Source organism: Erwinia sp. 009765445, from assembly GCF_058137865.1.
Map to the genome: position 1 here is coordinate 144,052 of NZ_JBYUWC010000011.1, position 12,991 is coordinate 157,042.

Sequence of the window (12,991 nt, forward strand, 5' to 3'; positions counted from 1 at the left end):
GATGTTATTTCGATGCGACAGCAGCATCTTCTGCGCTTATTATTGCAGGAACATGACTAACTGGTCTGATCACTTACATGAGGCGCTGCCATGACGACTTTTCGCTCATTTTTCACTCTTTTTGTCCTGCTGCTGCCGCTTGCCGCCGGTGCGCACAACTTTGTTGAGGGGAAGCGTGTTCCGCCAGTGGGGATCAACGACAGAGGTGAGCTGATCCTGCAGCAGGATAAATTCAGCTATCAGAACTGGAACAGCGCGAAGCTGCCTGGCAAAGTACGGGTGATCCAGCATATTGCCGGGCGCTCTTCTTCAAAAGAGAAAAATGCCGCGCTGATTGAGGCGATCAAGGCCGCCAGGTTTCCGCACGACCGTTACCAGACTACCACGCTGGTCAATACCGATGACGCCATCCCCGGCACCGGGATGTTCGTGCGCAGCAGTATAGAGAGCAACAAGAAACAGTTTCCCTGGTCACAGTTTATTGTCGACAGCACTGGCGTGGCGAAAAAGGCCTGGCAGCTGGAGAACGAAGGTTCGGCGATAGTGGTACTGGATAAGGAAGGGAAAGTGCGCTTCGCCAAAGACGGCGCGTTGACGCAGGATGAGGTGCAACAGGTGGTTGCGCTGGTGCAGAAGCTGCTGCAAGGGTCTAATTGATTCGACCCGAAGCGAATCTCTGGCCCGAAGCCTCTTCAGGCCAGAAACTAAACGTCAGAAAATAGAAACGCGGAAGCCCGGATTGAGGAACGACTCACGCGGAGCATAGTCCAGCGTTTTGCCCTGCCAGTCGTGCACATGCGCTCCGGCGGCAATGGCGACTGCATGACCGGCACCGGTATCCCAGATATTGGTGGGTCCAAAACGGGGATAGAGCTGCGCTTTGCCTTCCGCCACCAGGCAGAACTTCAGTGAAGAGCCGATTGCCGTGGTCTGATGTTCGCCCAGCTGGCTCAGGTAATCCTCCAGCTCGGTACCCGAATGCGAGCGGCTGACCACCACCAGCGGCGGCCGCGCTTCACGGACCTGAATTTGTGCTTTATGGCCGCCCTCCTCTTTCCAGGCTTTGCCATCGACGGCGGAATACATCACGCCCAGCACCGGCGCATACACCACGCCCAGCACCGGCTTGCCGTTGTCAATCAGCGCGATATTAACGGTGAACTCGCCGTTACGCTTGATAAACTCTTTAGTGCCATCCAGCGGATCGACCAGCCAGTAGCGCTGCCAGTGCTGACGGATTTCCCAGGCGGGAGGATCTTCCTCTGAGATTACCGGGATATCCGGGTATAGAGCAGACAACCCCTGCACAATCACTTTATGAGCGGCGATATCCGCAGCAGTCACCGGCGAATGATCGGATTTATGGGAGACATCAAGCGGTGCCTGCCCGTCATAAACTTTCATGATGGCGTCGCCCGCATCCCGTGCCAGCTGGCAAATTTTATCTAGCATTTTCCACCTCTTGATTAGCATCTGGATCCCGGCTACCGCCGGTTGAGGGACCTGTCTCAGCCGGGTTTCGCCCGGCAAAAAAACCTTTATTGATCATAGCAGCAGATCGGCACTGACCTTTATCACACGATCTCTCCTGTCTGATCAGAGGAACCCCTGACATGTCAGCCTTAATTATCAAAAGCATAATTCATTTCATTCCGCAGAATCTGCTGTTTTTGAGCCTCTGTCCGCTCGAGTGTACGCCTGATGCTGGCGGATGCCTGCGGAAGCGCGCATAAGAAGTAAATATTTGTACCAGCTCACATATTTGTGAGACATAACATAACAATTTTACAATTCTTTGAGATGTTAGGGATCTTTGGCATCTGATTTTAAGGAAAAAATGATGATTAAGCCTTCTTTTACACTGGCTGCGCTGCTGGTCAGTTCCGCTCTGCATGCCGCCACGGTGGATTTTCGCCTGCTGGAAACCACCGACCTGCACAGCAATATGATGGACTTTGACTATTACAAAGATACGCCAACCGAGAAATTTGGCCTGGTTCGTACCGCCACCTTGATTGAAGCAGCCCGCAAAGAGGCCAGCAACAGCATACTGGTGGATAACGGCGACATCATTCAGGGCAGCCCTCTGGGCGATTATATGGCGGCAAAAGGCCTGCAGCAGGGCGAAGTACATCCTGTCTATAAGGCCATGAATACGCTGGATTATACCGTAGGTAATCTGGGCAACCATGAGTTTAATTACGGGCTGGACTACCTGCACAAAGCCCTCAGCGGTGCCCGTTTCCCCTACGTCAACGCCAACATTATCGACAGTAAAACCGGCAAGCCAATGTTCACCCCCTTCCTGATTAAAGCCGTTGAAGTCACCGACCGCGAAGGGAAAACGCATCAGCTGAAAGTGGGCTACATCGGCTTTGTCCCGCCGCAGATTATGGTGTGGGATAAAAAGAATCTCAGCGGCAAAATCACCGTTAATGACATCACCGAAACCGCCCGCAAGTGGGTGCCGGAAATGCGTAAACAGGGAGCCGATCTGGTTGTTGCCATCCCGCATTCAGGCCTGTCTGGAGATCCTTACCGGGCGATGGCGGAAAACTCGGTGTATTACCTCAGTCAGGTACCCGGTATTGATGCCATCCTGTTTGGTCACGCTCATGCCGTCTTCCCCGGCAAAGATTTTGCCAATATCAAAGAGGCTGATATCGCCAAAGGCACGCTGAATGGCATCCCTGCCGTGATGCCCGGCATGTGGGGAGACCATCTCGGCGTGGTCGATCTGGTGCTGAATAATGAGGCAGGGAAATGGCAGGTAAGCAGTGCAAAAGCGGAAGCCCGCCCCATTTATGACGCTGCAACAAAGAAATCGCTCGCCGCGGAAGATCCCGCCCTGGTGAAAGTGCTGGAGCATGACCATAAAGCCACGCGAGAATTTGTCAGCAAACCGATCGGCAAATCAGCGGACGTGATGTACAGCTATCTGTCACTGGTTCAGGACGATCCCACCGTGCAGATCGTTAACAATGCTCAGCGCGACTACGTTGAACGCTTTATCCAGGGCGATCCGGATCTGGCAGACCTGCCGGTGCTTTCAGCCGCTGCACCTTTTAAAGCCGGTGGCCGTAAAAACGACCCGGCCAGCTATGTCGAAGTTGAAAAAGGCCAGCTGACCTTCCGCAATGCCGCCGATCTCTACCTCTACCCGAATACGCTGGTGGTAATGAAGGTGACAGGCAGGGAAGTGAAAGAGTGGCTTGAGTGCTCGGCGGGGCAGTTCAACCAGATTGACCCGAGCAGCAGCAAGCCGCAGGCGCTGATTAACTGGGACTTCCGCACCTATAATTTTGACGTGATTGACGGAGTGAATTACCGCAATGATGTCACACAGCCCGCCCGCTATGACGCTGAATGCCAGCAGATTAACAGTAAAGCCTCACGCATCCGCGATCTGACATTTAAAGGCAAACCGATAGATCCTGATGCCATATTCCTGGTGGCGACCAACAACTATCGTGCTTACGGTGGGAAGTTCGCTGGTACAGGAGAAAGCCACGTAGCCTTTGCCTCACCAGATGAGAACCGTTCAGTGGTCGCCGCTTATATTGAGGCCCAGACCAAAGCACACGGCGAAGTGAGGCCGCAGGCCGACAATAACTGGCAGCTGACCAGTATTGACAGTAAAACACCACTGGATATTCGCTTTGAAACGTCACCCACGGAGAAAGCTGCCGCATTTATCAAACAGTATGCTGTTTATCCTGCTCATAAAGTGAGTCACGATGATATTGGCTTTGCTGTATATCAGATAAAACTCAATTAATAATTTTTAAAGAGAGAAAAATATTAACCTGAAAAAAAGCCAGCCCCGGTATGCAAACCCAAAGGCTGGCTTTGTTTATTCAGCTATTAAAATATTAACGACCGGGCTATTACGCTGTTGGCGTAGCGGTAGCCTGGCTGATAGCATCAGAAGCTACTTTGATCAGTCCAATAACGCCCTGTCCCAGGTCGCTCAGAGCACCTGACAGGTTCAGTTCCAGAATTTTACCAATACCAGAACCAATCTGCTGTGAAGCCGTGGTTGAATCAATGGTCACGCCGCCTGAAGAGGCACCTGAGTTGATCAGTGAGCCGGCAACAAAACCGATAGCTGAACCGATATCAGCAAAAAGCCAGGCACCTGCTACAGATTCAATTTCAGTATTATTTAATTCACGCATGATTATTCCCTTTATAAAATATACATTACCTAAAAAACGGCTTCCTTCGCCGCAAAGATAATATATTTCACAAAAATTGATAAATCAAACACATCTTAAATATAAAAAAAGGAATCAGAATTAACCACGAAATAACGGCATTAATTAAAAAAACAAGCGATAGATTACGATAAGATAAGAGTTAAATTGTAATAAATAAATACCAGTTAATTAAATCCAAATCATTGAGTTAATAATGTGATGCATAATACCAAAAATATTATGTATCACATTTAAGAAACAGCGGAGTTTCACTCTCCACTGCGTCCTGCCAGCTGGTTGAATTTACAGAATTTCCAGCAGCTCGACTTCAAAAATCAACGTACTGAAAGGGGGAATTGAGGCACCAGCACCGCGCTCACCGTAGGCAAGATTCTGAGGAATAACCAGCTCCCATTTGGAACCCACCGGCATCAGCGTCAGCGCTTCGATCCAGCCCGGGATGACGCCACTGACCGGGAATTCAGCCGGTTCGCCACGCTGTACAGAGCTGTCGAACACGGAGCCATCGATCAGCTTGCCAGTGTAATGAACACGAACGCGATCCTGACGGGATGGGATTGGGCCTTCACCCTGAGAAATCACGCTGAACTGCAGGCCGGATTCGGTGCTGCTCACGCCTTCACGCTGTCTGTTCTCTTCCAGGAATTTCTGACCTTCAGCGGCCATCTCCTGCTGACGCTCACGACGAACGGCATCGGCACGCTCGTGGACTTCGCGCAGCGCACGGTGCACCACATCAACAGGTACTGCCGGAGCGTTCCCTTCCAGCGCATCGCGCAGACCCGCCAGCAATGCTTCTGGCTGCAGACCCTGCAATCCAGATTCCAGCAGCTGCTGGCCAACCTGTAAACCGATACCGTAACTTGCTTGCGCTTCTACGCTGTCAAAAGAAGGGGTAGTCATGGATTTTCCTTTCATCATTGATAAAACCGAAGACGAAGCATAACAGCGCAGGCAACGGGCGTAAAATGCCATCTTCTTTAGGTGACTTTTCCCCGGCAAAAGGAAACAATACCCGGATCCCGATGACGGAATTAACTCCGCACGGACAAGGGTTTATCAGCTATATTTTATATCGAGGTCAACATGGGCCATCTTGCCCGCAGGCGACGGAAAAGCCAGCCGCTTTCACTAAACGGGTTGTTGCAACGGTTAAGTAAAAGCTCACTATTCGCGCGAGGTTCGCGCCAGGAGGATGACGCCATGCCCAAAGCGTCTTCAGCAGCACGAGTACCGCAACTGTTCAGCCAGATCTGGCATCTGCCGGATTCGGTGAGCTGGATGGATCCCCTTCCACCTTTCCACCGCCGCGGTATCATTCTTGCCGTGGTGGTCATTTTGCTGGCTTTCCTCTGGCCTTCTCCTGCTCCTCAGCAGGCCGCAAGACCCGTGAACGCCGGACACTCAACGGGAACCAACATTCCAATGCAGGCTGAGCTGAGTGACCGCCAGCCGGACACCAACGCCCGACAGCCCGCTCAGCCGTCTGCCGATTCACAGGGGCAGTGGCGGAGCTATCAGATCGCTTCAGGCCAGACGCTGGCGCAGCTGTTCCGCGACAATAATCTGCCGGTAAATGACGTATTCGCGATGGCGCAGGTCGAGGGGAATGACAAGCCGCTCAGCAATCTGCAAACCGGGCAGGCGGTGAAAATCAGGCAGAATGCTCAGGGGGTGGTGACCGGGTTAACCGTTGATACCGATAACGGCCAGATCCTGTTTACCCGCCAGCCGGATGGATCTTTCATCCGCGCACAGTAAGTTTTTTCCTGCGGCTCACGGGCGCATGAATCGGGCAATCTTTCTGTGCACAAAAACAAAAACGCCGGCACGAGGCCGGCGTTTTTATTCGTTACTGTTGCACTTAAGCTTCAGAAACGATGCTTACAGTCAGCTTCGCGAAAACTTCGCTGTGAACCTGGAAGTCCACTTCATGCTCACCGGTATTACGCAGAACGCCGTTCGGCAGACGAACTTCGCTCTTGGCCACTTCAACGCCAGCTGCAGTTACAGCGTCAGCGATGTCGCGAGTACCGATGGAACCGAACAGTTTACCTTCGTCGCCTGCTTTAGACGCGATGGTAACGGTGCCCAGTGCGTTGATTTTCTCAGCGCGTGCGTTAGCCGCAGACAGAACGTCAGCCAGTTTGGCTTCCAGATCTGCACGACGTGCTTCGAAGAACTCAACGTTTTTCTTGGTAGCAGGAACAGCTTTACCCTGTGGAACCAGGAAGTTACGAGCGTAGCCCGCTTTAACGTTAACCTGATCACCCAGGCTGCCCAGGTTTGCTACTTTATCAAGCAGAATAACTTGCATTACCTTATCCTCTTAAAGTCGTTAATAGACAGCGGCCGATTACTGATGACGATCGGTATATGGCAGCAGGGACAGGTAGCGAGCACGCTTGATGCAGCGAGCCAGCTGACGCTGGTATTTTGCACGAGTACCGGTAATACGGCTCGGGACAATTTTACCGCTTTCAGTAATATAGTTTTTCAACGTTGCGATATCTTTGTAATCAATCTCAACAACGCCTTCCGCTGTGAAACGGCAGAACTTGCGACGACGGAAATAACGTGCCATTTGGCTAGTCTCCAGAATCTATCAATTCAATCTGCTCGGCATGCAACACCGTTTTGTTCAGTCCATTGCGACCTTGATGGCTGCTAATAAAACCTGAAACGGTTAGAGGCGTGCCGACCGTTATACTTTGAGTAATGGCCTGATGGGCTTTGCCGCTGATAATCACCGGCATCCGACACCAGGCTTGCCGGCTAAAACCGGCTTCCACCTGCTCCGAACGGTGCTCAAGCACGAACTGGCAGTGTGGAATACCTGACGGGCTTACTTTACGCATCGGTGTCTTGCACACAGTGCCAGACAACGTCAGCCGATTAGCCGTCACGGTCAATTACTCTTCAGAATCCCCAGCATCTGCATCATCAGAGGTTTCGTTAGAGAAATCTTCACGACGGTCACGTCGCTCATCTTTCGCTTTAACCATCGGAGATGCTTCAGTTACCGCGTGCTTAACGCGCATAACCATGCTGCGGATAACGGCGTCGTTGAAGCGGAAGTTAGTTTCCAGCTCATCGATCGCTTCCTGCGGAGCTTCAACGTTCAGCAGAACGTAGTGGGCTTTGTGCAGTTTGTTGATCGGGTAAGCCAGCTGACGGCGGCCCCAGTCTTCCAGGCGGTGGATCGTGCCTTCTGCACCAGTGATGGTGGCAGAGTAACGCTCGATCATGCCAGGAACCTGTTCGCTCTGGTCAGGATGAACCATAAATACGATTTCGTAATGACGCATCGAATTTGCTCCTTACGGATTATTCAGCCTCCTGTCAGGGTCAGCCGCGGCCCATGGAAGCAAGGAACGTGTATGTTTGTGCGGCCGAAAAATTGACGCATAATCATACTGTCGTCGGGGGGATAACACAAGGCAAAGTCACCGGGGAGGGGACATTATTTGTTATTTTCCGGGCCATTCTGGTGAGCATTCCGTGCTAACGGATGAAGATCATCCACTTAGGTGAAATATCGTTCAAATTTCCTGTTCGAAATGAGCAAGAATTACTAATACCTTTTAGCAGAAGGCAGACTAAACTAGAGAAGTTGCTTATGACACGACCCTGACGTCCGCGTCAGATGTATTACCTGATTGTGGAGTTGAACCATGAAAACCATCGCAATCGCCACTCTACTCGGTCTCTTACTTTCCACGTCCGCCCTTGCCAGCAATTTTGGTAACGCGCAGCAGGTGAAAAGCTACACCAGCAAAGCGGCGAACAGCTACGTCTTTGTTAACCGTATCGCGTCCCCGATTGATAAGTCAGCCACTAAAGTGCCGACCACTGCCGCAGAGCAGCTTTCTAAACAGCTGTAGAAGCCTGGCGGAATAAATTTCGCCCCGCCAAAACAGAGCTATAAATGATGTTTAAAGAAAGTCACTAATGCATCCAGCGCAGGCGGTGTAATGCGATGCCCGATACCTTTCTCGGTGATGTACGTCAGATGGGTATCGAGTTTCGCTTCCCTCAGCGCCTTTTCCAGCCTGACGCTCTCCGCGAGAGGCACCACCTCATCCGCTTCACCATGCCAGATCAATAGCGGCCGATCGGCAATATTCTCCAGTCTGCTGCTGACATCATAGTCAGCCAGCGGGGCCGTGCGCTCTGCAAACTCTTTCTTCTGATCTGGCGTTTTCGCCACCAGCGGTGGGAACAACGTGTGGCACAGCGAGGTGAAATAACCCGATCCCATCATGCAGGCAACGCTGGCAAAATGGGGGTTCCGCGCCATCGCGCCCAGTGCGGTCATACCGCCCATTGAGGCACCCGCCACCGCAATACGCCGCCCATCAATCAGGTTTTGTTCCCGCAGAGCGGCCTCCAGCAGCGGCACTTCATCAATATTGCTGCGCAGGATTTCCCAGAAATGGCTGAAGCGGTATTCGGTCTCCCCGTTGTAGCGTGCACCGTGCAGATCGGCATCGGGCAGCACCGCGCGGAATCCGGCCTGCGCCAGCGCCACACCGAAGTAGGAATAGACCTCTTTAGACGAGGTAAAGCCATGATAAAAAAGGATGGTTGGCAGAGGATCGTGACGTTTACCGGCCGGAGTAGCCTGCAGGCAATCAATATCGGCAAAAGTCCCGGTGATAATTTCAATCATGGTATCTCCCTGATTTTATGATTTGAGTCAGCCCCTGAGCAGGGGTTTAACAACGCACTACGCTGAGTTTAAGGTCAGAATCGTTAGCCTGCTCACAAAATTAAGGACTAAATGTTTCAGCCGCATTGCCGTTAACCGTTATAACCCATCGTATAAATATAATGAGCCTGCCAATGAAACTTTTATCTTTTCGCCGCTGGAGCCTGGGGGTCAAGCTGTCAGTGATCACCTCGGCAACCGTTGCCATTCTGTTCCTGATCCTGACTCTGGCACTGACCCAGAACGCCGCAAAACAGTTGCAATCGCTGACGCTGGAAAACATGGAGAACCAGGTCAGCGGCATTGGCAATATGGCCTCTATGTTTAACAGCACGCTGAGCGAAGAGGTCGCCAACTATACAGCGCTGTTCCAGAGCTTTTTGCCGAAGCGTTTTTCCCTTGATGACTCGCAAATCATCGCCGTGGGCGATGAGCAGACGCCAACTCTGCGCGCCGGACTGAAAACGCTGAACCTGGATCAGGTGCTGGTGGACGACTTCCAGCAGAGAACAGCGGCCATCTCAACCATCTTTGTGCGCATGGGCGATGATTTTGTCCGTGTCTCCACCTCTCTGCGCAAACAGGATGGTGAACGTGCCATTGGCACCCGCCTAGATCACAGCAGTCCGGCCTGGAAGCGGGCGCTGAACGGGGAGATTTACCAGGGTGTCAGCATGCTGTTTGGTAAACGCTATATCACTCAGTATCAGCCCGTTAAAGACAGCTCCGGCAGCGTTATCGCCATTCTGTTTGTCGGCGTCGACATCACCAAGCAATATGCATTAATCCGCGATAAGGTGCTGTCGAAAACACTGGGCGACAGCGGACGATTCACCGTGCTGAATAATGCCGAAGGTAAAAATCGCGGGCATTTTGTGTTCCATCCCACCGAAGAAGGCAAGCTGCCCACCTGGCCGGACTCGCTGCAGCAGCAGTTATTAAGCCAGAACAGCGGTACGATTGAAGCGCCCGATCAGAGCGGTGAAATGCAGATCATGGCCTGGCAACATCTGCCGGACTGGGACTGGATCATCCTGGGTGAAGTGGATAAAGCCAGCCTGCTGGCTCCAATCCGTCATACGCGCAATCTGTTCCTGTCGCTGGGTGCCGCACTGGTACTGCTGTTCGCTTTGAGCTTTGTGCTCACCACCCGCATCTGGCTGAGCAGGCCGCTGCAGCAGGTCATCGAGCTGGCCCGCCATTACTCCGCAGGCAACCTGCAGGCCATGCTGCACACTCGCCGTCATGATGAGGTTGGGCAACTGATTGTGGCCATCAACGGCATCGGCGACGGCCTGAACCGCATTGTCTCTGAGGTACGCGAAGCCGCCCAGGATATCAGCAGCGGCACTGATGCCATCGCGCTGAGCAGTGAAAACATCAGCGAGCAGATCACCCGGCAGGCCAGCAGCGTGGAAGAAACCTCGGCCAGCATGGAGCAACTGAGTGCCACCGTTGCGCAGAATGCTGCCAACGTTTCGCAGGCGCTGACGCTGGTCGGTGAAGCAGCCAGCGCGGTAGAGAATGGGGGAGAAACCGTTTCGCAATCCGTGGTGACGATGAGCGACATTAAAAATGCTTCGCAGAGCATCGCCGACATCACCCAGGTCATTGAATCCATTGCATTCCAGACCAATATTCTGGCGCTCAATGCCGCGGTGGAAGCCGCCCGTGCGGGTGAGCATGGTAAAGGGTTTGCGGTGGTCGCTGCTGAAGTGCGGGCGCTGGCTCAGCGCAGTGCACAGGCGGCCAAAGAGATTGATGGCCTGATCGAAAACTCATTGAGTAAAGTGGTTCAGGGGCATGACCTGTCTGAACAAACCCGTCAGGCGATGGAGGATATCGTCGGCCGGATTGAGCAGGTTAAGGTGCTGATGAGTGAAATCAACGTTGCCTCGAAGGAGCAGTCTGCGGGAATTGGCCAGGTGAATCTGGCGATGAACCAGATTGGTCATGCTACCCATCAGAGCAGCGAGCTGATTGGCAACTCTGAACAGACAGCGCAGGAACTGAGCCGCAAGGGCCGCCACCTCACCCAGCTGGTACAGGTATTTACCGTAAAAGCTTAAAAAAAAGCCGGGATAGCTTACACTTCAAGCTATCCCACTGCTGAGACATGATGATGCGCCGGTTACTGCCTTTGTTGTTCACTCTGCTGCTTGCAAGCTGCAGCCAGTTTAAAACTACCCCCGAACCACCGCCACCAGCAGGGCCGAAGGCTCAGGAGATCACCCGGGCGCAGAGTACGGCCCTCAACCGGCTGGGAACCATCAGCGTTACCGTGCGCGGCTCGCCTGATGATGCAGAACGGGCCATCGCCGATAAGGCTAATGCCGCCGGGGCTACCTGGTATGTTATCCAGATGGTCAGCGAAACGGTAATGCCCGGCAACTGGTACTCCACGGCGATCCTCTATGGCCCGTCAGTTCCCGCCACCGGCGCGAAGTAACAGCCGCTCACAGACTTTTTCCGTCAGGGTACTGGCGCCGCGCGGATCCAACATCTGGCGGCACCAGGCATCGGCAATCCCCGGTTCCAGGCTGGTCATCACCTCCACGCTGCTGGCAAGAGTAAACAGCGTTTCACAAAGGTGACGCGCCTGCCCCTCCTGCGGTTTGCGTAACATCAGCTTTAGCTGTCGCCAGCGGCTGTCAAAATGCCGGTTCTGCCCTTTCACCACGTCAAACTCTCTGGTCAGCAGCTCCAGAGTGCCCGGTTGCCGGGTCAGCACCCGTAGCACGTCCAGGCACATCACGTTTCCCGATCCTTCCCAGATGCTGTTGACCGGCATTTCACGGTACAGCCTCGGCAGTTCGCTCTCTTCGCAGTAGCCAATGCCGCCGAGCACTTCCATCGATTCGGCCACAAAACCCATACCTCGCCGGCAAACGGCGAATTTAGCCGCCGGGGTAAACAACCGGCTGAAGATTTTCCCCTCTTCCTCACTCACCGATGACCAGGCACGTGCCAGCCGGAACAGCATTGCCGTCTGCCCTTCCAGCAGCAGCGCCTGAGAGCTGAGCACCTGGCGCATCAGCGGCTGATCGACCAGGTTTTTACCCAGTACCTGCCGCTGATGAGCATGATACAGCGCAACAGAGAATGCCCGCCGCATCATGGCATGGCTGCCCAGTGCGCAGTCGAAGCGCGTGTAACCACCCATTTTAAGGATCTGCCTGACGCCCTCTCCCTCTTCGCCGATCAACCAGCCGGTGGCGGCAAAAAATTCGACCTCGCTGCTGGCATTTGAGCGGTTGCCTAGCTTGTCTTTCAGCCGTTCGATATGGACGGCATTACGCTCACCGTCCGGCAATACCCGCGGCAAAAAGAAGCAGGAAATGCCTCCCTGTGCCTGAGCAAGAACCAGATGAGCATCACTTTGCGGCACCGAGAAAAACCATTTGTGGCCGGTGAGGCGATAGGCTGCGCCACTTCCCCGCCCGGCCACCGGTTCTGCCCGCGTGGTGTTGCTCAGCACGTCAGTCCCGCCCTGCTTTTCGGTCATCCCCATGCCAATCAGCAGGCCGCGCTTAAGGCTGCCGGATTGCAGATGTGGGTCATAACGGTCGGAAAGCAGCGGCTGCAGCCAGTCACGAAATTCAGCAGGCAGGTACTTTTGCAGCAGTGGAATGGCACCAAAGGTCATCGTCACCGGACAGAGAGTGCCCGCCTCAACCTGAGTATGAAGGATAAAGCGGGCGGTGCGGGCAACAAATGCCGCAGGAGGAGGCTGTTCCTGCCAGGGAAGGTTGTGCACGCGGTTGGCGCACAGGCCCTGCATCAGCAAATGCCAGGCCGGGTGAAAGCGCACGTCATCCAGCCGTTCGCCGCAGGGATCAAAGCGCAGCAGCTCCGGCGGATTGCTGTTCGCCAGACGCCCTAACTCCAGCGACTCAGCGCTCCCCAACTGTTGACCGACCGAAGCCAGCAGATTGCTGTCCCAACCTGCGCCCTGGCGCTGCACTGCTTCGCGCAGCGGCGTGTCCGACAGAAACAGGTTGCTGTTCGCCAGAGGGCGGGGCTGATTAAATACGCTGTGGGTTTTCCAGTCCATATCTGC

The 12,991-nt window shown here is 53.7% G+C and carries 15 protein-coding genes; 6 read left to right on the forward strand and 9 right to left on the reverse strand.

Going from position 1 to position 12,991, the window contains the following annotated elements; translation table 11 throughout:
- The first annotated feature begins 90 nt into the window (after positions 1 to 90).
- Positions 91 to 657, forward strand: a complete 567-nt coding sequence (locus tag AC3Y5R_RS14025; RefSeq protein ID WP_489921854.1) for a YtfJ family protein — start codon at positions 91 to 93, stop codon at positions 655 to 657.
- A 54-nt stretch (positions 658 to 711) separates the two neighbouring features.
- On the opposite strand, the gene cysQ is transcribed toward AC3Y5R_RS14025, so the two are convergent.
- A complete protein-coding gene (gene cysQ, locus AC3Y5R_RS14030) occupies positions 712 to 1,452 on the reverse strand; it encodes a 3'(2'),5'-bisphosphate nucleotidase CysQ (protein WP_489921855.1) in 741 nt (246 codons plus the stop codon).
- A gap of 388 nt (positions 1,453 to 1,840) precedes the next feature.
- Here cysQ and AC3Y5R_RS14035 point away from each other — a divergent pair, with 388 nt between their 5' ends.
- Entirely contained in the window at positions 1,841 to 3,778 is a 1,938-nt protein-coding gene (locus AC3Y5R_RS14035) for a bifunctional 2',3'-cyclic-nucleotide 2'-phosphodiesterase/3'-nucleotidase (protein ID WP_489921856.1), read from the forward strand.
- Positions 3,779 to 3,887: 109 nt separating this feature from the next.
- Here the strand turns inward: AC3Y5R_RS14035 and AC3Y5R_RS14040 are convergent, their stop codons facing one another.
- Together AC3Y5R_RS14040 and bamJ are read right to left on the reverse strand one after the other, a co-directional pair.
- The gene (locus AC3Y5R_RS14040; RefSeq protein WP_489921857.1) at positions 3,888 to 4,178 is read right to left on the reverse strand and encodes a hypothetical protein; all 291 of its coding nucleotides are present in this window, start codon (positions 4,176 to 4,178) and stop codon (positions 3,888 to 3,890) included.
- A 324-nt stretch (positions 4,179 to 4,502) separates the two neighbouring features.
- Positions 4,503 to 5,123 carry a BamJ family beta-barrel-assembly machinery protein gene (bamJ, locus tag AC3Y5R_RS14045; protein WP_489921858.1) on the reverse strand — a complete coding sequence of 207 codons (621 nt, stop codon included), beginning with the start codon at positions 5,121 to 5,123 and terminating at the stop codon, positions 4,503 to 4,505.
- 183 nt (positions 5,124 to 5,306) lie between these two features.
- Between bamJ and AC3Y5R_RS14050 the strand changes: the two genes are divergently transcribed.
- Complete coding sequence (locus AC3Y5R_RS14050) at positions 5,307 to 5,981, forward strand: OapA family protein (RefSeq protein WP_489921859.1); 675 nt, start codon at positions 5,307 to 5,309, stop codon at positions 5,979 to 5,981.
- A 103-nt stretch (positions 5,982 to 6,084) separates the two neighbouring features.
- Here the strand turns inward: AC3Y5R_RS14050 and rplI are convergent, their stop codons facing one another.
- The 4 genes from rplI to rpsF are packed head-to-tail and all read right to left on the reverse strand — an operon-like array spanning position 6,085 to position 7,528.
- Positions 6,085 to 6,537, reverse strand: coding sequence for a 50S ribosomal protein L9 (gene rplI, locus AC3Y5R_RS14055; RefSeq protein WP_158781208.1), 453 nt, complete (start codon positions 6,535 to 6,537; stop codon positions 6,085 to 6,087).
- A gap of 39 nt (positions 6,538 to 6,576) precedes the next feature.
- Positions 6,577 to 6,804, reverse strand: a complete 228-nt coding sequence (rpsR, locus tag AC3Y5R_RS14060) for a 30S ribosomal protein S18 (RefSeq protein ID WP_002210155.1) — start codon at positions 6,802 to 6,804, stop codon at positions 6,577 to 6,579.
- 4 nt (positions 6,805 to 6,808) lie between these two features.
- Positions 6,809 to 7,126 carry a primosomal replication protein N gene (priB, locus tag AC3Y5R_RS14065; protein ID WP_489921891.1) on the reverse strand — a complete coding sequence of 106 codons (318 nt, stop codon included), beginning with the start codon at positions 7,124 to 7,126 and terminating at the stop codon, positions 6,809 to 6,811.
- A 6-nt stretch (positions 7,127 to 7,132) separates the two neighbouring features.
- Entirely contained in the window at positions 7,133 to 7,528 is a 396-nt protein-coding gene (rpsF, locus tag AC3Y5R_RS14070; RefSeq protein ID WP_158781206.1) for a 30S ribosomal protein S6, read from the reverse strand.
- Between the two features lie 366 nt (positions 7,529 to 7,894).
- Between rpsF and AC3Y5R_RS14075 the strand changes: the two genes are divergently transcribed.
- A complete protein-coding gene (locus AC3Y5R_RS14075; protein WP_489921860.1) occupies positions 7,895 to 8,104 on the forward strand; it encodes a hypothetical protein in 210 nt (69 codons plus the stop codon).
- Positions 8,105 to 8,142: 38 nt separating this feature from the next.
- Here the strand turns inward: AC3Y5R_RS14075 and yjfP are convergent, their stop codons facing one another.
- The gene (yjfP, locus tag AC3Y5R_RS14080; RefSeq protein ID WP_489921861.1) at positions 8,143 to 8,892 is read right to left on the reverse strand and encodes an esterase; all 750 of its coding nucleotides are present in this window, start codon (positions 8,890 to 8,892) and stop codon (positions 8,143 to 8,145) included.
- A 173-nt stretch (positions 8,893 to 9,065) separates the two neighbouring features.
- On the opposite strand from yjfP, the gene AC3Y5R_RS14085 reads away from it, so the two are divergent.
- Entirely contained in the window at positions 9,066 to 11,000 is a 1,935-nt protein-coding gene (locus tag AC3Y5R_RS14085) for a methyl-accepting chemotaxis protein (RefSeq protein ID WP_489921862.1), read from the forward strand.
- 53 nt (positions 11,001 to 11,053) lie between these two features.
- The gene (gene bsmA, locus AC3Y5R_RS14090; protein ID WP_489921863.1) at positions 11,054 to 11,380 is read left to right on the forward strand and encodes a biofilm peroxide resistance protein BsmA; all 327 of its coding nucleotides are present in this window, start codon (positions 11,054 to 11,056) and stop codon (positions 11,378 to 11,380) included.
- On the opposite strand, the gene AC3Y5R_RS14095 is transcribed toward bsmA, so the two are convergent.
- Entirely contained in the window at positions 11,354 to 12,985 is a 1,632-nt protein-coding gene (locus tag AC3Y5R_RS14095; protein WP_489921864.1) for an isovaleryl-CoA dehydrogenase, read from the reverse strand. The genes bsmA and AC3Y5R_RS14095 overlap by 27 nt on opposite strands.
- Between the last annotated feature and the right edge of the window lie 6 nt (positions 12,986 to 12,991).